Consider the following 21355-nt stretch of genomic DNA (forward strand, 5'->3'; position numbering starts at 1 on the left):
CGGCGCCAAAGCACCTTCTTTTCCTAATAGTGGCTTTCCACTCTTGAGTTGTTCCAGGGCCTTGTTCTTCACGGCCTCGTAATCAAACCCGAACGGTGTTTCTGTTTTTGACTTCATCTTGATGTGTTAAAGGTTATCTTATTTTTTAACCTTGACACAGTTTATTTTACAGCCTCACAAAGCCTCGTAGATACGTCATATTAGAAGCAACAAAAGCACAGATAAATGGAGCGCCGTAGGTGGGATATGTTCACCAAAAGCTTCAAACAAATCATGATTTACTGCTAACATTGAACATTGAACAAATGAACATTAAACAATCAAAACCTCGGTTGGCCTGTTAGCAACAACTTATTCGTCTTTTAAAATTTGCTTGAAATACATAACCGGTTTCAGCATCTTTTAATCCGGCGAAGTTGCCAAAAAAATAAAGGCATGTGTATTTTCACTATAACGGCCCGTAAAAACCATTTGCAAAGCAACATACAAACATCCTTTTCCATAGGTATAACTTATTCATCTTTTACAGCTTAATATTCACTTAAATAACTCCGTTGCAAATGAGGGCTACCAATGTTTATGCAACGATAAAAAATTGTTTATGTAAGCATTATGGTGTTTCTTAGAGTTGTAATTGAGCACTGTAATCAAACAAAATCTTACAGTTAAGTTGCTGTGAAAAACCGAAGTAACTCCTCAATCAATAAGCTATCCATCCTCACACATCTCGTTCCTGTGTTTAAAACAACTATTCCTGCCTGAAAGGTTATTTACTGTTTTATTTTTCACACATGCCTTCATGTGACTGATAGAGGCATATAAATCCATATCTGAAAATGACTTTGCTAAAAAGTAAAGGAATTTTTTTGACAAACCTTTGTCTAAGACGTACTGTATTGATGTGCAGCCTCATCTTATTTTTTTCCTTCCAGGCACTGCGGGCACAAACAGGCTATATCTATGTACACGTGCAGGCGATAAATGAGGAAAGTACCCCCGCAACAGGATTTCCATTTACCATTACAGGAGGTTCCACTACGGTGCCGGCTTTTTCTTTAAACGACCGGGCAGATTTAGTTAATACCACATCGCAGGATTTGGGTGGCGGTCATGGCACCGGCGCCGGCGAATTATGGAGTGTAACAGGCAACATACTCTATCACAGGCTTTCTGCGGGTAATGCATGGGTTTCAACACAATCCGTTACCGGCAACGCTGTTACAAGGGTTGATGGCGCCCTGGCTAACCAGGCCGTGTATATATCCGGCAATAACGTTTACTTTTTTAATGGCGTTGCCAATACTACCACGCTTATTTACAACAGGGCATCCTACAGCAATATTAACGCGGTGGATGTTGCATGGGGCAACGGTTATATTGTTATTACCAGGAGCGATGGCAGCATGTGGCGCAACAACAGTACCGCTGCACCTTACGGCACAGCCTGGACGGTTACTTATGCCGCAAATACGCTTGGTGCAACTTCCACAGTGGATATTAACCATAACACTGGCAGGATGGCTTTTACAAGAGGAACAACCAGTATTGACAGCGCTACCATAACAGGTGCTTCTGTAGTTGCCATGACTGGAAGCGCCACCGATGTTTGCTTTGCCGATAACGGCATGGTGTTAACAATCATTGGCGGTACCATTAACCGAAGGGTAGGAACGGCCTGGACATCAGACCCAACCGGCCCAAGCATTGCCAAAAGTGTTACCGGCGGCCCCGGCGGCCAGGCGTGGTGTATTACCACGTGGACGTATAACCCGAATACCATCTATACAAGGTCTGTTGATGGCAGCGCCAGCATACGTTGGATAGATGATCAGCGTGTACGCACTACCTACGATAACAATGCTATAATGATACCTGTAACCGCGGGCACTTATACATTAACTGAAACGAGGCCCGCTTCCTGGGATATCCTGGGCATCCTTATTTACGATCCTACCGATAACTCAACCGGTAACCCTGCAACCAATTCCGCTACGCTTAATGTGGCTGCCGGCGAGGTAGTGCATGTAATTGTACAAAACGAAAGGCTGGTGCCTGTTGTGCTGCAAAAGCAATGCGCCGGCGCACAGATGATTGAAAATTTTGGTTCCGCGCCAAGTACGGCTGCTTATGTGGCGACTGCGCCTGTAGGTATATCCGGGTATCACTATTTTGCCAGCCAGCGTTTTGATGATGGTTACTATTCTGTGGCCAACAATTCTGTAAACTGGCCCAATGGTTCATTGTTAGATCATACCACAGGCACAGCGTTGGGCTGTTATATGCTGGTAAACGCGTCATTCCAGGAGAATGAGTTTTACCGCAAGCGGGTAACCAACCTGGTGCCCGGTGTATTGTACAGCATCAACTTTTGGGCAGCCTCCCTGTCGGGCGGTCTAAACTCCCTGATAACCGTAGGCGTGTCAGATTCTAATGCGGTAGTATTAAATACCTTCTCAACACCGGGCTTCAACGGATCTGCTTATTACAACTGGTCATCATACTCTTTTACTTTTACGGCAAGCACTTCCCAGGCGGATATTTACCTGCGCAACGGAGGCCCGGGCGGCAACGGTAACGACCTTGCTTTAGATGATATTACCATCACCCCGCTTGTTACGCCTATACAATCTTTGTCAGCGCCATCCACCTTATGCGCAGGCACAACATCCACACTTACCGCTACACCAACGGGAGGGGTGTGGTCAAGCGGCAATACCACCGTGGCCACCATCAATTCTTCCAGCGGGGTTATGTCGGCAATTACGGGGGGCAGTGTGTATATCAATTACACTTTCACCAATGCCATCGGCTGTATTACAGATACTGCGTTGCTCATTAACATTAACGCCAAACCCCTGGTAATATCATCTGCCGCCAAAACCACTGTGTGCCGTTCAGAAACCATTAACCTGAGTTCTTCCGCCAGCGGAGGCACAACACCTTACGCTGGCTACTCATGGACTACCCTGGGCGCAGGCAACCTTACCGGCCCAACCAATACATCAACTGCAACGGCGGTACAAAGCGCGGCAGGCTCTTACAACTACATCATTGCCGTGACAGATGCCAATGGCTGTATTGGCCGGGATACCGCCACTGTGGCTGTTACCAGCAACCAGTCGCCCATAGTTACGGTAAACCAGAGTTCTACCTCTTTGTGTGGCACAGGGCAAACGGTAAACCTCAGCTCTTCCGTAAGCGCCGGAACAGCACCACTTACGTATACATGGGCCGCGTCGGCTGCGGCGGGTGGGTTAAACACACCGGTAAACCAGGCAACAGCGTCTGCCACGCCCACGCAAAACGGTTCTTACACTTATTTTCTTACTGTTACAGATGCCAGCGGTTGCAAAGGTTCTGATACAACCGCGGTTATTAAAGCCAGCCTTGGCCTGGCGGTTACCACGGCAACCAGTAACCCAAGATTATGTAACAACCAAAGCCTTACCATCAGTTCAACGCCATCAGGCGGCATAACGCCCTATACCTATGCGTGGACGGGTAGCCCGTCCGGCGCCAACATTACCAGTGCCAGCAATATTCAAAATATTACGGCAAAGCCAACGGTTGCCGGTTCATATACTTATGCGGTCGTAGTTACGGATGCCAACAATTGTACGGTAACCGCATCATCCACCGCGGCAGTTACTTTGTCCACGCTCACGCCGCCTACGATTACCGCAGGAGTAAGCGCCACCACTGCCTGTAATGGTCAAACAACGCTAACACTAACGGCTAACAGAACGAACAGCACAATTACCAATTATAACTATGTTTGGACAGGTTCTGGCCTTATTACTTCCTCTTACACTAACAATACCGCGACAACCACCACAACTACAGCCAAGCCAACTATAGACGGAAGCTACAGTGTTACTATTACCAATGGCAATAATTGCAGTGCAACAGCTACTACCCAGCCTGTTACTATCAACCCGCTGCCTTCCGTAGCGCCAACAGCCACTTATTTATCCAGTAATTTATGCCTGGGCCAAAACATTACACTGGCTTCTAACCCAAGCGGAGGTACAGGAGCATTCAGTTCCTGGACGTATAGCTGGACACAGTCAGCAGGTGGCGGCGTTTTAATTACTAACACACAGAATACTACCGCTTCGCCGCTTACCGGCGGAACTTATACTTATAATGTAAGCGCTACAGATACCAGGGGGTGTGTCTCCTCCAGCAGTACAGCGCCGGTTACTGTAACGGTTTCATCATTTGGTGTGCCGGCAGTTAATGCCTCGGTAAGTACCGCATCTGCATGCAGCGGCCAATCTACTATCACACTAACGGCCACACGCACCAATTCAACAGCGCAAGACTATTCTTATGTATGGTCGGGCTCTGGTGTAGTTACGCCAACTTATACCAATAACAGCACCACCACAACCACCACTGCTGTGCCCACAGCCAACGGCAATTACACCGTAAGGGTTACAGATGGCAATAACTGTACAGGTACAGCTTCGTCCGCACAAATTACCGTTAAGCCGGTGCCTGCCATAGCCGCTTCAAACAATAACAAATTATGCCTTGGCAATACGCTTAACCTGCTGTCTACGCCAAACGGAGGCACCAGCCCCTACACTTATTTATGGACTGCTTCTGCAACAGCGGCGGGGCTGCAGGCCACTGCCACCCAAAACAGTACGGCCAAACCTACGGCTACAGGTACCTACAGTTTTAATATAAAGGTTACAGATAACAATGGCTGCATAGCCAACGCAGGCACGGGTAATGTATCGGTAGTGCCTGCAGTAAGCGCTACGGCAAGCGCAAGCGCTACTTTTGTATGCACAGCAAACAACAGCATAACGCTTACATCAACGCCGTCCGGCGGCACATCGCCTTACACTTATTCATGGACGGGCTCTTCCGGCTCCGGGTTAAGCACTACCACTAACACACAGCAAAATACAAGCGCTAACCCCACTACAGATGGCAGCAGCTATGCGGTATTGGTAATAGATAATAATGGTTGCTTCGCTTCGGCATTTACTTCTAACGTCACGGTAAGAACATCCCCTTCCATATCGGCCACACTTACAGCGCCGGCCCAACCCATTTGTGCAGGTACCACGGTAAGCCTTTCGTCTGCAGCATCGGGCGGTTCCGGCAGCTATACCGGCTTTTTGTGGAGCGGCCCCGGCATTAACAGTGGTAACCAGGCGCTGCAAAATCCGTCTAACGTGCTGCCAACTGCTTCCGGCACTTACAGTGTAACTGTTTCCGATGCCAATGGCTGTACCCGTACGGCCTCCACCGCGCCTTTGTCTGTTGATGACCCTGTGGCGCTTGTTACAATAGACTGCTACAGCAACTACGCACAACTTACTGAATATGGTGGCAGCGCCGTAAGCTGGGTATGGAGCTCTACCAACCCTTCAGCCGTTTACAGGCCCGGCAATACGGTGCAAAACCCTACCACCATTTACAACGGCACACATAAAGTGGTGATAACAGATGCATTGGGCTGCAAGGATTCCGCGGTTATCCTTAATTCGCAAACTTCCTGCAGCATATTGCCGGTAGGCTTTGAAAGTTTTACCGCGGTAAAAAAAGAAGGGCATGCGTTCTTAACCTGGAAGACTTCTTACGAAATTAATAACCACCACTTTGATGTTGAGCGCAGCATTGACGGCAAGAACTGGGTAAAAGCGGGCACAGTACATGCAGCCAATAACACCAACGGAACAACTTATCATTTTGAGGACGGATCACCATTTAGCGGGCTTAATTACTACCGGCTTAAACAAGTGGATAAGGATGGGATGTTTAGTTATTCTACAATTGTGTTGCTGGAATTTGCAGGCGAGTGGCGGTTGGCTGTTTACCCCAACCCTGTGCTGGGGCAAAGCGGCCTGCTGCAAATTAAGAGTAACTATTCTGTAGCACAGGTAACCGTTTTTAACGCCGTTGGAGATGCTGTTTACAAATACCGTGGAAACAACAGCATGGATTACAACCCACGCCTGCAACTGTCACCGCTGGCCGCCGGTGTTTACTACGTGCATATAAAAGAAGCCAGTGGCGCTGTACGTGTAGTTAAGATTATTAAATAGCAGGGCCAGGCCACGATAGCAGGCACTGCCGGGCGGCATTGCCGCCCACATTAAACTTTGAACAAAAAAGCACCGGGCAGCCAAAGCCTGTTGCACATTGCCGCGCAGCGAACAGAACGTACAAGAGTGCGACGCAAGTAAAGCCTCATACTTGTTCCTGCTGCCGGGCTACAAAAAATGCCTTTCGTGTTATACTGCTTAAGGGCGCATATTGCAGGGTAGCGGTAACGGACTAACATTTGCCAGAAACAAGTAAAAATCCTCTTTATCTTCACCCGGTTACTGTATGAGAACCGGTAACTTGAATATGGAGCGGTTACTGCAACATCTTAAGAATTTTTACCTGCTAAGCGAAGAAGCGCAGCGAGCACTGGAAGATAGTTTTGAGAGTATCACACTGTCAAAAAATGAGTTTCTGCTTAAGGAAGGAAAAACCTGCAGACATTTGTATTTTCTGCAACACGGTGCATTGCGTGGCTTTTACAATGCCGATGGTAAAGAAGTAACCCACTGGTTTGGTTTTGAAAACGACTTTGTTACATCCTTTCACAGCTTTACTACGCAGCAGCCCGCTGTTGAAAACATTCAGTTAATAGAGAGTGCTGTACTATGGAGCATTTCCAAAGAGGCGATAACAAAATTGTTTAACCAATACCACGAAATAGAAAGGCTGGTGCGTATAGCTTATGAAAAATATTACATACGGCTGGAAGAGCGGTATGTAAATGCGCAGTTTAAAACAGCGGCGGAATTATACGAAAACCTGTTACTGCAGTCCCCACATATTATTGAAAGGGTGCCCCTTGGTTACATAGCCTCTTACCTGGGCATATCGCAGGAAACCCTGAGCCGCATACGGGGCAGGCTTTAACAATTGCTGTAAAGCTTTTTGATTATTGTCAAAATCTTAGCCGGCGCCGCCGCATAGTTTTGGTTTCATAAAACAAGTATATGGAACAAAAACCCACCCGGCAGCCTTCCGCTGCTTTTATCGCCGCCTCATGGATTGCCCTTATAACGGGTGTAGTTGCTTATAACATCGGCCTTTGGAATGCCGGTATGCAGCTTAACGAAAAGGGCTATTATTTTACTGTACTCATACTCGGCCTGTTCTCCGCCGTTTCTGTGCAAAAAGCCGTGCGTGACCAATTGGAAGGCATACCTGTAACCAACCTGTATTACGGCCTGGCCTGGTTTACCACATTACTGGCTGTTTTGTTGCTCACTATTGGCCTTTGGAATGCTGAATTAACCCGCAGCGAAAAAGGCTTCTATGCCATGTCGTTTGTGCTAAGCTTGTTTGCAGCGGTAGCTGTGCAAAAAAATGTAAGGGACAGCAAGGTTACTGAAGAAAAAGAAGAACCGAAGAACACTGCCGGCAATGCGACAGAAATAACATCCACTTATGTGCACCGCAAATTGTAGTGTACCAGGGGCTTACATGTTCTTACATGGCTAACGTGGTTAAGTAAAGGCTTTGAACTATTTAGGTTCATAAAAAGAGAAGGGCCGAAGGATAATGCCGGCAATGCTGCAGAAATAACATCCACTTATGTGTACCGTAAATTGTAACGCACTGGGGGCTTACATGTTCTTACATGACTAATTTGGTTAAATATTGATAGTGCCGGCAATGCGACAGAAATAACATCCACTTATGTGTACCGTAAATTGTAGCGCACCAGCGGCTTACATGTTCTTACATGGCTAACGTGGTTCATAATGTATTTAGAAAAACATAGGGCGTGTCCCCAAGCTATCGCAAGGGGCCGGGCGGAACTTCGTTCGCAACCTTCGCCAAAGCAACATTTAGTTGCTTTTTCTCGGTTGTGCTCATACTCCGGCACAGGGGCCTATGCACAAGGCCTCACCGGGGTATCCGCTTCAATCCCTCACGCATGTGCAAACAACCTGCGGAAAAATAAAACGGTTTATTTCTGCCTGTAATCAACAGAATCCGTAATGCTGCCGCAGGCAAGCATACCTGAATGATACTTGGGGTGCTTCTTGCCCAGGTAGGGGTTAATTACTTCGTTTACATTGCTAAGCCAGTAGGCTTCTTCGGTATCGTTAAAAGCCATGGGGCATTTAACATGGTAAATAACCTGCTGGTCGTAACGTACGGTGCGTATAAGGTTGTAAAGGTTCTCTGAAAGGGTGAAGAAAGACCTTCTTTTACCCTCAATTGTGGGCTCGCCCCTTATGCCCATGCTTTCAGCCACTACGGCATTGGAAAAATCTTTGGCGGTAGAAACAATGGTCGCATCTGCGGAAAGTGCCTCGTACGGTATTTTAGCCGCTTCCTGTTCCAGTTTGGCGGCCCCTGCGGATGCCGCTGCGGTGTCCCATTCCACCAGGGCGTTTTTCAGTTCATAATAGGCAGAAAGAAAATTATTGAAAGGTATATTGAATGAATCGCTGTTTTTGCTTTGTGCAAGCGGTTGTTGTTTGGGAGCTGCCGGCTGGGCTTCCTCCTTATTAAAAAAAATAAAATAAGCGGCAACTGCAACTACTGCCAGTAAAATAATGGCCAGTCCTTTTTTCATTGTAAAAAGTTTAAGCGCAAAAATAAAGGGAAATGATTATCCCTAAGGCTGTTTTAACCTTATGCCGCATCAACATACCCTTAATCGCATTAGTTTTGCGCTGCAAATTTTCTGAGCATGTTAATAGGATTGAACAATGTAACCTTTGAGTTTGGGGCCCGTGTTATTGTTGCAGACGCCACCTGGCATATTCACCCGGGGGAGCGTATTGGCCTTATTGGTTACAACGGAACGGGTAAATCTACCCTGCTGAAAGTATTAACGGGAGAGTACCAGCCCTCCGCCGGTACAGTAGAAAAAAGCCGGGACACAACCATCGGCTACCTGCACCAGGACCTGCTGGGCTTTGATACCAACGACTCCATACTGGAAGTGGCCATGGGGGCTTTTGAAAAAGTAAAGCAACTGGAAAAAGAAATTGAAGAAATAGGTAAGGAACTGGAAGCCACTTCCGACGAAAAACTGCTGATAAAGTACACCGACAAACTGCACGAGCTGGAAGTGCTGGGCGGTTACAACATTCACCATAAAACAGAGGAAGTATTGCAGGGCCTTGGCTTTGCCAACGCCGACCTGCAGCGCCCTTACAAACAATTCAGCGGCGGCTGGCGTATGCGTGTGCTGCTGGCCAAAATGATATTGCAGCAACCAGATGTGCTGTTGCTGGATGAGCCTACCAACCACCTTGACCTGCCTTCTATTGAATGGCTGGAAAAATACCTGCAGCATTACCAGGGCTCTGTAGTTATTGTAAGCCACGATAAATACTTTCTTGACCGTATGGTTACTAAAATTGTAGAGCTGTACCAGCAGCAACTGCACATTTACTCCGGCAATTATTCCTATTACGAAACAGAAAAGCAACTGCGTATAGAAATGCAGCAGCGGGCTTACGAAAACCAGCAGGATTATATACGCCAGCAGGAGCGTTTTATTGAGCGCTTTAAAGCCAAAGCCACCAAGGCAACACAGGCACAAAGCGCCATGAAACGGCTGGATAAGCTGGAACGTGTGGAAAACGTTGAACTGGAGCGCCCCAACCTGCGCATCAACTTCCAGGTGGATAAGCAGCCCGGCAAAGTGCTGGTTACCCTGAAAAACGCCAGCAAAAAATTCGGCAACCTTACCATTATGGAAAACAGCAATGCCGAAATAAACCGTGGTGACAAGATTGCGCTGATTGGCGCCAACGGCAAGGGCAAATCAACCATGCTGCGTATGGTTGCGGGCACAGAACCATTTGAAGGGGAAAGGGTGTGGGGCCATAATGTAGATGAGAGCTTTTATGCGCAGCACCAGTTGGAAGCGCTGGATTTAAATAATACCATACTGGATGAAATGAAATCCTGCGGCAGCGGCAAAACAGAGCTGGAACTGCGTTCTTTGCTGGGCTGTTTTTTGTTTGGCGGCGATGAAGTGGAAAAGAAAATTAAAGTATTAAGCGGAGGCGAAAAAGCCAGGGTGGCGCTGGCCAAGGTAATTGTAAGCAAAGCCAACTTTTTGTTGCTGGATGAGCCCACCAACCACCTGGATATACACAGCGTTGAATTGCTGATTGAAGCCCTTAAAAAATATGAAGGCACCATTATACTGGTTAGTCACGACCGTTATTTTATTTCCAAAACGGCAAACACCATTTGGGAAATTGTAGACCATGAACTGAAAGAGTTTAAAGGCGATTACCAGGAATACACGGAATGGAAAGAGCGTATGGCCGCTAACCGAAAGCAGCAGTTAGCGCAGGAAAAAAAGGCCGCCCAGGAAGTTAAAGCAGAAGAGCCGGTAAAAACCACAGCCGCACCTGCCCAGGTTGCCAAACCGGCGATAAACAATGCTGTGCTGAATGAGCAGAAAAAAGAACTGCAGCGCCTGCAAAAGCAATTCAGCAAACTGGAAAGCCAGCTTACCAGCCTTAACCAGGAAAAAGCTAACCTTGAAGCAGACCTTGGTAACCCGGAAAGCTACTCCGATAAAACTAAGTTTACCCAACTGGAAAGCAACTACAGCGCTGTTAAACAAAAAATTACCGCCGCCAATAACGAGTACGAGAAAATGTTTGAAAAGATTATGGAGCTGGAAGCGATAGTAGGGTAGCGGCTTTGTTGCGTTTATTTAGTATAGGCCAAGAAGTTCAAACTTTCCTGCTGGATTCCCTTACATACAGTTTGGCATCCAGTACTTTCTTTTCAAAGTGCACTACCGGCCTTTTGGCTTCAATTAGCTGTATCAGTTTTTCTGTTGCCTCTTTTCCAATTTCAAAGGCCGGCTGCACAATAGTGGTAAGTGGCGGATAAAATATATCCGCCGATGCGGAATTGGTAAATCCGGCCATGCCTATTTCATCCGGTACTTTAATTTTCATTTTATGCAGCAGGCTAAGTGTTGTTGTGCTTAACCTGTCCGATGCGGTAAAAACCGCGTCAGGCCTTTGTTCCAGCGCCATCAACTCGTTTAAGGCAGTACTTGTTTCTTCGGGTATCATGCCGCCATGCGTGCAATATTTAATCAGGCATTCGTCCAGCGGTAGGTTATAGTCTTCCAGCGCCTTCATATAGCCTTCCAACCGTTCCAATGTAATGGATAAACTGTTGCTGCTGGTAATGTGGGCAATACGTTTATACCCGTTTTGTATAAGGTGCGCTGTGCCATCGTAAGCGCCACGAAAATTGTTGCAGATAACCCTGTGCGTGTTTATTTCATCTGTAACCCTGTCAAAAAAAACAATCGGCAGGCCTTTGTTGCTCACCTCCTTAAAATGGCCTACGTTTTCCGTTTCAGCGCAAATAGATACCAGCAACCCATCAATGGAGCGGGTAAGCATGTGCTGCAGCGTCAGCACTTCACGCTCATAAGATTCATGTGTTTGCGTAATAATAACGTTGTAATCCTTCCTGTGCGCAACAGACTCAATACCATTGATTACCTGGGAGAAAAAATTGTTATCAATATTGGTAACCATAATGCCAATGGATTTGCTGCTGCCGTTTCTTAATCCCTGGGCGATAGGGTTGGGTTTATAATTGTGTTTCGCCGCATACTCCTTCACCAGTTTTTGCGTTTCAGCACTTATTTCATAACTGCCCCGCAGCGCTTTGGAAACAGTGGAGATAGACAGGTTTAATGCTTTGGCAACATCCTTTATCGTTATGGCTTCAAATTTCATGCTCTTACACAATAGGTGTGAAAATAAGCAAATCCATTTTTCCGGGTTTCAAAACCATCGTTAACAGTTTGGCCAGGAAGAAAATGCAGGTACCAGCTACGGTTTTTCATGGGGGACTTCGTTGCGTCGCAATCCGTTCATCGGTTGGTTCAATGGGCGGCATTTCAGACCCGGGAAGGAATATCGAACAAGGAACAAGGAATGCTGAATGACGAAGGGAGGCCATACTTGCGATTAACGATTACACACGTTCACTTGAGAAATGAATATTGAACAAGGAATAAGGAATGCTGAATGACGAAGGGAGGCCATACTTGCGATTTACGGTTACTCACGATCACTTGCGAAATGAATATCGAACAAAGGAACAAGGAAGGCTGAATGACGAAGGGATGCCATGCTTGCGATTCACGATTACTCACGTTCACTTGCGAAATGAATATCGAACAAAGGAACAAGGAACACTGAAACAGCGAAGCGGATGCACCCCATTCACCACTCACCATTCACCACTCACCATTCACGAAATGCACCACCTCCCAATCACAAGGCCAGCAACCTGTAATAAAAAAGAGCCGCTTTTGCGGCCCTCTCTTCAATTGTTCCCCCGAACAAATTATGTGTAGAATGGGTTAAACTTTTTTGATACCTGTATTGCCACCGCCATCTAACGTAAGGCTTACCGGTTTATTGTTTTGCCATGCGCCACGGGTAAAATCGGGCACATCCTGCGTTCTTGATTTGTTGGCCACAGATTTCTCGCTTAATGGGCTGATGGCGCTCCACAAAGCTGCATCGTATACGTCCTGGTCAAGCGGCAGGCCATTGCGCAGGCAATCAATCAGCCGCCAGTCCATAATAAAATCCATGCCGCCGTGGCCGCCAACCTTCTTGGCTATTTCGCCCACATATTTTACCAGTGGTGTGGAATACTTGTCATATAACTCTTTCAGTTCTTCCTCTTTCATCCATTCTTCGCCCAGGGCAATACGTGCCGGGTCTGGCCATTTGCTGGCAACACCTTTCGTGCCACTGATTAAGTGAATACGGGAGTAAGGACGTGGAGATGTAACATCGTGCTGCACCATAATACTTTTGCCTTTGGCTGTACGTATCAGGGTAGTGTTCATGTTGCCGCGGTACGGTTTACCCACAAATTCGTTGTAAAAACTATCTGCTGCTGCTCTTTTCTTAGCTTCATCCGCCATCTGGAAATCGTTGGTGCTAAGGCTAACCAGGTGGTCCATTTTATCGCCACGGTTAATATTCATGCACTGCGCGATAGGCCCCAAACCATGTGTTGGGTACAGGTTGCCGTTACGGCTGGCATTTTCTCTCAGGCGCCACATATCGGCGTAACCGTTCTTATCAAAATTCAAATCAAGCAGGTTATGGATGTAAGCGCCTTCGGCATGCAGCAGCTCGCCAAACATGCCCTGCCTGGACATATTAAGGGTAAGCTGTTCAAAAAAATCGTAACAGCAATTTTCCAGCATCATGCAGTGCTGCTTTGTTTTTTCAGAGGTTTCCACCAGTTCCCAGCACTCATCCAGTGTACGGGCGGCAGGTACTTCTGTAGCGGCGTGTTTGCCGTTTTTCATGGCATATACGGCTATGGGCGTATGCAGGCTCCAGGGCGTTGTAATATAAATCAGGTCAGCATCGCTGTTTTCGCAAAGCGCTTTCCAGCCATCGTTGCCGCTATATTCCTTTGCTTTGGGCAGACCTGCTTTTTCCAGTATTTTCTGTGCTTTGCTGGCACGGTCAGCATATTTGTCGCACAGCGCTACTATTTCCACACCTTCAATATGGCTCATACGCTGCACAGCGCCGGGCCCACGCATGCCCAGGCCAATGAAAGCAATTTTTACTTTATCTAATTTGGGTGCAGCATAACCGCACATGTTAAACTGTTGTTTGCCTTGCCAGGCGGCGCTGCTGCTCCAGTCCTTTTCGTCATTCGTAACTTTTGCAAGCGCCGGTATGCCGGCAGTTAATGCGCCTGAACCCAGCGCAATATTGCGTAAAAATTTTCTGCGGTTGGATGCCATGGTGTTTGTCAGTTTAATAAGCCGCTAATTTCAGCATATTATCCAGTAGAAAAACGGGGAAGGTTAAATTCACGCAATCGTTTGATTTGTAACTGCCTGTAAAAAAGTGACTGGTTATTACCACCGTTACAGGTTTGCTCTGCTTTACCAGGGCCTGAAAAGATGCCATAAAAAACCAACCGATGAAAGGATTGCGACGCAACTGGGCCGCCATGAAAAAAAGCCGCTGGTATCCTGATGTTTTTGATTTCTTTAAATTTCCCGATTATGTAAACAGAATTTCCCGATGCGGCATTTAAAGCATGGTACAAACATTTTCTTTTGCGTAAAATTTAACGTAAGTGAAGAATTTATACCTGCTGTTTGTACTGTTTATGAGTGGTTTTGTAGCGGCGAATGCACAAAATGCCACAGTTAAAGGAAGGATAATGACAACCGATGGAAAACCGGCTGCTTTTGTTAGCGTTACTCTGAAGGAATTGAAAAAGAACGCTGTAACTGAAGAAAACGGAACTTTTAGCCTGAAAAATATTAAGGCTGGCACTTATACGCTGGTTATTTCTCACACCGGGCTGGAAGCGCAGGCTCAAAAAATTGATGTTGGCCCCAGCGGAACCGTTGACCTGCAATTTACTATTAAAGAATCTGCCGACCAGTTGGATGAAGTAGTGGTTAATGCCGGCAGAACCATGAACGTAAAACCGGTTAGCATAGGCAAGGCTGCCATTAATCCTATGGATCTTCCGCAAAGCGTAAGCATTATCAGCTCTGGCCTTATACGCGACCAGCAGGCACAGCGCCTGGGCGATGTGGTGAAAAACGTAAATGGCGTGTATGTTACCACTACCCGCGGTAGCACCCAGGAATCCTTTGGCGCCAGGGGGTATGGCTTTTCCAGCACCAACATGTTTAAAAACGGCGCCAGGGTAAACAGCGGCGTTATGCCGGAAATGAGTTCTATAGAAAGGGTAGAAGTATTAAAGGGCAGTGCGGCCATACTGTATGGTAACGTAGCCCCCGGCGGCATTCTTAACCTGGTTACCAAGAAACCCAGGTTTGAGAACGGCGGCGAATTAAGCATGCGTGGCGGCAGTTTTGGCCTGTACAAGCCCAGTTTTGATGTATATGGCCCTATCAGTTCAAACGTAGCATTCAGGGTAAACGGTACTTATGAAAAAGCCAACAGCTACAGGGATGTGGTAAGCACCACGCGTTATTATGTTAACCCCTCATTCCTGTTTAAGCTGGGTCATAAAACAGATTTGATTGTGGAAGGTGATTACCTGTATCATAAATTCACCCCTGATTTTGGTATTGGTTCTATTGCAGATACGGCAATTCCTAACGTTTCGCGTTCGGCGTTTTTTGGTACCCCATGGCAGTATGCCAAAACGCAGCAGGCAACTTCAACCATTACGCTTAACCATCGCTTTAATGAGCAATGGCAGCTTAATTCTTCGGTATCATACCAGCGCTACGACAGGGATTATTACTCTATCGAACGCATACAGGCAAAAGCGGACGGTAAATGGGCAAGGCCACTGGGCCGGGCACAGAATGCTGAAAACTACTATGTTGGCCAGGTTAACCTGAACGGTAAGTTCAGGACAGGCCAGTTGCAGCACACCCTGCTGGCAGGTATAGACGCGGAACGTAATATGGCAAAGGCTTATGCTTATAACCAGCCCACTACTTATGATACCATCAATATACTGGACGCATCCAAATACACGCCCCGTACAGATATACCTGATGCACAGAAAATAAGGCTTACCGAAACACCGGTAAACAGGTTTGGCGCTTATGTACAGGATCTGATCAGCATTTCAGAAAAACTGAAATTCCTGGCGGGTATCCGTTGGTCTTACCAGGATGCACAATCTGTAAGAACTACAGATTTAAAGCAAGATACCAGCGCCAAAGCTGCCTCTAAGCAGGATAAAGCATTTTCTCCGCGTGTAGGTATTGTCTACAGGCCAACCAGCACCACATCGGTATTTGCCAGCTATGCCAATTCTTTTTCTGTTAATAGTACGGGAAGCGTCACCGATATTTATGGCAATGCGTTAAAGCCTTCTATCATTGATCAGTTTGAGCTGGGCATTAAGAACGACTTTTTTAAAGGGGCCTTTACCGTTAATGTTACCGCCTACCGTATCGTAAACAATAACCTGGCGCAAACTGCCCAGTTTGACAGGGATGGCAATGTTAACAGTAATACCAATTTAAAAGAGCTTACCGGCCAAACCACCAGCGACGGCGTAGAGGTGGACCTTGCCGCCCACCCTGCAATGGGTTTAAGCATACTGGCAGGTTACAGCTACAATTATATGCGATATACCAAAACCGAAGGTAAAAAAGGCAACTATAAAGAGGGTGAAAGGTTGGTAAACAATCCCGCCCACACCGCTAACAGCAGCGTGTTTTACACTTTTAACCAGGGCAGCGTAAAAGGATTGAAGCTGGGTATTTCCGCCTTTTATACAGGTAAAAGATTTGGCGGCTGGAATAACCAGGTTGAGCAAACACAACAGTTTTCCAGGTTAATACCTGTAAAAGGCTTTGCTACCCTTGATTTTTCCGCAGGTTATAGCTTTAAGCATATTTCTTTACTGGCAAAGGTTTCCAATATTACCAATACATTTAATTATTATGTACACGAGAATTACAGCATTAACCCCATTGCACCGCGGATGGTTACGGGTACCGTGTCATACAAATTCTAAACAAGATCAGTAAAGCGTAAAAGCTGCCGGCCTGCCGGTAGCTTTTGCCGTTAATATGTGCTAACGTTACATTATGAGTAAAAAATATACGGTAAGAAAGTTTGTTAACGATGTTCACCTGTGGCTGGGACTGGCCAGCGGACTTGTTTTGTTTGTGGTTTGCCTCAGCGGGACTATCTACACTTTCAGGGCCGAAATAGAGCGCTGGATGAGCCCTGAAAAATATTATGTACAAGTTGAACCCAATGCTGTGGTTTTACCGGCAGATTCCCTGGTAGCAATAATGGAAAAGCAGTTGGGCGGTAAAGTAACAGGCTTACAGGTACCTGCCGATGCGGCCATGGCCTGGCAAATAAGTGTGAAACCAAAAGATAAGGAAGCTGGCAGGCAACAGGCTGGTAAAGATGCTGGCTCACCACGCAAAGCCGCAAAACAAGGCGGCGAAAAACGTGGTGGAGAAACGGAAGTCAGGCCGAAAACCTATTTTGTAAACCCTTATACGGGTGCATTAACCCCGGGGCAGAACGATAAAGGCGTTTCAGAATTTTTTACTACCGTTATGCAACTGCACCGCTGGTTGCTGCTGGATACGGATACCGGCAGGGTTGTGGTGGGTATAGCCACCTTGATTTTTGTATTTATCATTGTCAGCGGGCTGGTGCTGTGGTTTCCGGCAAAAATGAAAAACCTGAAGCAGGGCTTTAAAATAAAATTCAAAGCCAACTGGAAACGGGTGAACCACGATTTGCATAACGCCCTTGGTTTTTATGCTTCCATTTTTGTTTTAATCATGGCCTTAACCGGTTTGTGCTGGTCTTTTGAATGGTATAAAGATGGCGCAAGCAGTGTTTTAGGCGCCAAAGTATTTAAGGGCAGAAGCGAAAAACCGTTGCAGTCAAAACTGCCGGCAGATAGTACGGTGGCGCCGGCTTCTCTAGCAGCCATTACAGCTACAACCGACCAGAATTTTACGTACAGTGGCGATACCCGCATTACGCTGCCTGCAGATAAAGCTGGCGCTGTGGTTGTTACCAGGAATAAAACAGGTTTTTTTGCATCCGCGGGTGCAGACAAATTACAGCTTGACCGTTATACGGCCGCTGTGCTGAAACTGGAGCGTTTTGCCGATAAGCCGCTTAACGTAAAGATTGCGGACTCCATAAAGCCCCTGCATACCGGCGAAATGTTTGGTGCCTTCTCCAAAATTATCTACTTCCTGGCATGCCTTATAGCTACCAGCCTGCCTGTAACAGGTACACTTATCTGGATTAACAAAATGAAGAAAAAGCCTAAGAATAAGGTTGGCCGCGTAACGCAGCAAGAGGCACAGCCAGCCGTTTCTGTGTAGTGGTACCCAACAAAGATGCTTCGTGAATAGGAAAGTGTGGAACCCGCAAGCCGGCAATCGTGAACGGTAGGTGGATATTGTTATGCAGGTGACAGGAGAAACAAAAACGGTGTACACATCGTACACCGCATATTATATATCATGTATAAATTATCGTCCTTCTTCCGCTGAAGCAAAAACAGATTGCCAGCGTTTCCACCATTTTTTTAAAAAGGTATTGTTAACGGCTTCGGGTAAAAAATCGGCTGGTTGTATAGATGGCGCTTCCACAGCGGCTTCGGGCTCTTCGTACAATTCGCCTTCTTCATTCTGTACCCTGCCACCCAGTTTAAAAGCAATATGTTTCATTTTTTCAATAACCTGCTGGGAAGGGTTTTTGACTGAAACATTGCCTGAACGGAAATCAAACTGGGCGAGGATTTCGCTTTGCTGACCCGGCCTGTTGATAAGATAAACGGCGGCGCCGGGGTTATCATACCTGTAAATTTCCCCCTTGGGTAGCCTGGTTTCTGTAAAGTTATCAAGCCGCATATCCGGGTCATTCTTCACATAATCCTGCCATTCTTCCAGCGAGATATTCAATTGCACGTCGTCGTTAAACCAGTTATTTTTTTTTGTAATGTACAGTTCGTATTCCATACACGTTCCTCGCTCACTTTTAAGGTTTAGTAAAATAAACCTGGTGTTTAGTTGCTTTCCAGGTGCGAATCATATTCAAATTAACGAAAAAAATTCATAATCCGATGGGGTGCTTACGGCTTTTTTGAGCGCATGTGGATATTTACTTCGTAAAAGGCATTCATGTTTAACCGCTTAAGCGTTAACACAATGGAAGTTTATATAAATGAGCAAAGCCACGAAAACGTGGCTTCTTTTCATTTCTATTATAAAACCTGCGCAGATTTTCATCAGGTTAATCATAGTTATAGGTTTGGGGGATCAAAATACTGATGCCGGTATTTGGTTACGCTGTCAAAAGGCTTTTGTGTTCCGTTACCGTTACATTCTGTTCTTTTTAAGACAATGCAAAGCTACACTTGCCTACCCGCTGATTGTTAGCCTATACGGACCATTGATGCGTCCAAAAAGACATACAGGAAATATTTCAGGGGGTGCCCCCAAGCTGCGCAAGGGGTCGGGCTTTCCGCTCATACTCCGGCACAAAGGCTCTGCTGCGATGGCCTCACCGGGGTATCCGCTTCAATCCCTCACCCGAAAGACAGTTGCCGGTTACCAGTTGCAGGTTACCGGTCTGTTTAAGTTTTAAAGGCTTATAATCTGGTAAAATGATGAAGTGCGGAAGCTCTTTAATACCCGGTACTAACATTAAACTTTAAACAAATCAACATTGAACAGTAAATGTTGCTGGTTGCAGGTAGCAGGTAGCTGGTTGTCGAAGTTTAAAGGGCTTATAATCTGGTAAAATGATGAAGTGCTGAAGAAAGTGCAAAGGCAAAACTATATTGCGGGAAAAGCTCAGTAGTGAATCCAAACGTACAAGAGTGCGACGCAACGGCGGCTTCATTCATGTTTCTCCAGCCGGGCCCATAAAAAATAAACGCGGAGCGTTTGCAATAAAAAGGGCCACCCTTTAAGAGTGGCCCTGCGGGGGGTAATAGAACTAACTGCTAATTAACTTTTACAAATTTGCCGTTGAGCTTTTTGTTGCCAATAATCACCTCGCAATAGTACATGCCTGAGATGAGCTGCGAAACCTGCAGGTTATACTGCCAGGTGGCTTCGTTCTTGTCAAGATTGTTTTTGAGCATAATCACCCTTCCGGATGCATCGCTGATCCTGATGGTTACTTTGCCGGTGGCCTCATCGTTCAGGTAAATGTTCATATTGCTTACTGCGGGTACGGGGGCCATGGTAAGGCCTGGCTTAATGTTAAGGGCCGTTTTTGCCGGCTGTGGCAAAGCCATTTCGGCGGTAGCAGCGGAGCTGTTTACTGCAGTCCTGTTATTGGATTGCTTGAAAACTGTAAAGGTGAACTGTTTGGTGGCGCTGTTGCCTTTGCCGTCTGTTACAGTCAACTGCCATGTGCGTGTGCCCGGTGACAGGTTATATATTTTAAACGTGGGCGAAAACGGATGTGTGTAATAATATCCGCCAGGGCCTGAAACAAACTTCCAGGCATATTTTATTTTACCGCCAGGCACTTTGGAGCTGCTGCCGTCAAAGGTGATAGAGTTAACCGGCAGCGTGATGTCCTGAACACCTTTTACGATGGCTTCAATGGTTTCTGTTACCGGTTCTTCAACCACTACTGGTTTAGGGTTAACAACAAGGTTAACTATAGATACATCCTGTGCGCCATCGTTGTCTTTTACAGTTAGCTGTATAGAGTAAGTGCCTGCCACCAGTTTGTTCAATACAAGCTTTGCGCCTGTTGTATTGTTTAGTATGTAGGAAGCCGGGCCGCTAATCATTTGCCATTTGTACTGTGCAATACGGCCATCCTTATCATAAGAACCGGAGCCATCTACCAGTACAGAATCTTCTGGCAAAGTAATGGCGGTTGGGGCTTTGGTAATAGCAACCGGCGCGGTGTTAATGCGTTGCTCATTTACGGTGAAGGATACACCGGCAGAAGCGGTGGCGCCAGCGTTATCTGTAATGGTAAGTGTAGCTGCATAGCTGCCTGCCACCAGTTTGGAAAGTTTTACTGTAGCCGAATTAGTAGCTGTAAAGGTATAACCTGCAGGTGCAGTAGTTAACTCCCACTTGTATTGTTTGATAGAACCATCTTTATCGTAAGAAGCTGCGCCATCCAGTATCAAAGAATCAACTGGCAGGGTAATGGAAGCAGGTGCTTTTACAGAAGCGACAGGTGCAACATTGGGTGCTTTGTTAACCAGGAAGGAAACTTTTGCAGAAGCGGTAGCGCCGTCGTTATCAATAACAGTAAGTGTAGCTGTATAGCTGCCTGCAGCCAGTTTGGTTAGCTTTATAGTTGCTGCGTTGGCGGCAGCGGAACTATAGCCAACCGGCGCGGCGGTTAACTGCCATTTGTATTGTTTGATAGAACCATCTTTATCGTAAGAAGCAGAGCCGTCCAATGTTAAAGAGTCAACTGGCAGGGTTATGGAAGCAGGTGCTTTTACTGAAGCAACAGGTGCAACATTCGGGGCTTTGTTAACAACAAAAGAAGTTTTTGCGGAAGCTGTAGCGCCGTCATTATCTGTAATGGTGAGTGTGGCTGTGTAGCTGCCAACAACCAGGCTGGAAAGTTTTACTGTAGCTGTATTTGCGGCTGAGAAACTATAGCCAACCGGCGCAGTAGTTAATTCCCATTTGTATTGTTTGATGGAGCCGTCTTTATCGTAAGAAGCTGCGCCATCCAGTACCAAAGAATCAACAGGCAGGGTAATGGAGGCAGGAGCTTTAACAGAAGCAACAGGTGCGACATTCGGGGCTTTGTTAACCACAAAGGAAGTTTTTGCGGAAGCTGTA

11 protein-coding genes are annotated in these 21355 nt (G+C 46.5%); 6 read left to right on the top strand and 5 right to left on the bottom strand.

Going from position 1 to position 21355, the window contains the following annotated elements:
• Positions 1-866: 866 nt before the first annotated feature.
• The 3 genes from F0364_RS26260 to yiaA all read left to right on the top strand — a co-directional run bounded on the left by F0364_RS26260 (position 867) and on the right by yiaA (position 7490).
• Positions 867-6065 (top strand): T9SS type A sorting domain-containing protein, encoded by a 5199-nt coding sequence (locus F0364_RS26260; RefSeq protein ID WP_207632892.1) that lies wholly within the window; start codon positions 867-869, stop codon positions 6063-6065.
• Between the two features lie 307 nt (positions 6066-6372).
• The gene (locus F0364_RS26265) at positions 6373-6936 is read left to right on the top strand and encodes a Crp/Fnr family transcriptional regulator (RefSeq protein ID WP_153800805.1); all 564 of its coding nucleotides are present in this window, start codon (positions 6373-6375) and stop codon (positions 6934-6936) included.
• An 80-nt stretch (positions 6937-7016) separates the two neighbouring features.
• The gene (yiaA, locus tag F0364_RS26270) at positions 7017-7490 is read left to right on the top strand and encodes an inner membrane protein YiaA (protein WP_153800797.1); all 474 of its coding nucleotides are present in this window, start codon (positions 7017-7019) and stop codon (positions 7488-7490) included.
• A 506-nt stretch (positions 7491-7996) separates the two neighbouring features.
• Here yiaA and F0364_RS26275 read toward each other — a convergent pair.
• Positions 7997-8611 (bottom strand): DUF3347 domain-containing protein, encoded by a 615-nt coding sequence (locus F0364_RS26275; RefSeq protein ID WP_153800798.1) that lies wholly within the window; start codon positions 8609-8611, stop codon positions 7997-7999.
• A 117-nt stretch (positions 8612-8728) separates the two neighbouring features.
• Here F0364_RS26275 and F0364_RS26280 point away from each other — a divergent pair, with 117 nt between their 5' ends.
• The gene (locus tag F0364_RS26280) at positions 8729-10705 is read left to right on the top strand and encodes an ABC-F family ATP-binding cassette domain-containing protein (protein WP_153800799.1); all 1977 of its coding nucleotides are present in this window, start codon (positions 8729-8731) and stop codon (positions 10703-10705) included.
• A 37-nt stretch (positions 10706-10742) separates the two neighbouring features.
• Here the strand turns inward: F0364_RS26280 and F0364_RS26285 are convergent, their stop codons facing one another.
• Complete coding sequence (locus tag F0364_RS26285) at positions 10743-11774, bottom strand: LacI family DNA-binding transcriptional regulator (protein WP_153800800.1); 1032 nt, start codon at positions 11772-11774, stop codon at positions 10743-10745.
• Between the two features lie 632 nt (positions 11775-12406).
• Entirely contained in the window at positions 12407-13825 is a 1419-nt protein-coding gene (locus tag F0364_RS26290) for a Gfo/Idh/MocA family protein (protein ID WP_153800801.1), read from the bottom strand.
• 341 nt (positions 13826-14166) lie between these two features.
• Here F0364_RS26290 and F0364_RS26295 point away from each other — a divergent pair, with 341 nt between their 5' ends.
• Positions 14167-16551, top strand: coding sequence for a TonB-dependent receptor (locus F0364_RS26295; protein ID WP_235921301.1), 2385 nt, complete (start codon positions 14167-14169; stop codon positions 16549-16551).
• Positions 16552-16624: 73 nt separating this feature from the next.
• Positions 16625-17899, top strand: a complete 1275-nt coding sequence (locus F0364_RS26300; RefSeq protein ID WP_153800802.1) for a PepSY-associated TM helix domain-containing protein — start codon at positions 16625-16627, stop codon at positions 17897-17899.
• Between the two features lie 150 nt (positions 17900-18049).
• Here F0364_RS26300 and F0364_RS26305 read toward each other — a convergent pair whose 3' ends face one another.
• Together F0364_RS26305 and F0364_RS26310 are read right to left on the bottom strand one after the other, a co-directional pair.
• Entirely contained in the window at positions 18050-18538 is a 489-nt protein-coding gene (locus tag F0364_RS26305; protein ID WP_153800803.1) for a hypothetical protein, read from the bottom strand.
• A 989-nt stretch (positions 18539-19527) separates the two neighbouring features.
• Positions 19528-21355, bottom strand: a 1828-nt coding sequence (locus F0364_RS26310) for a PKD domain-containing protein (RefSeq protein WP_207632894.1), incomplete at its 5' end; no start/stop codon positions are given.

This window comes from Foetidibacter luteolus (assembly GCF_009650435.1).
Classification (GTDB): domain Bacteria; phylum Bacteroidota; class Bacteroidia; order Chitinophagales; family Chitinophagaceae; genus Foetidibacter; species Foetidibacter luteolus.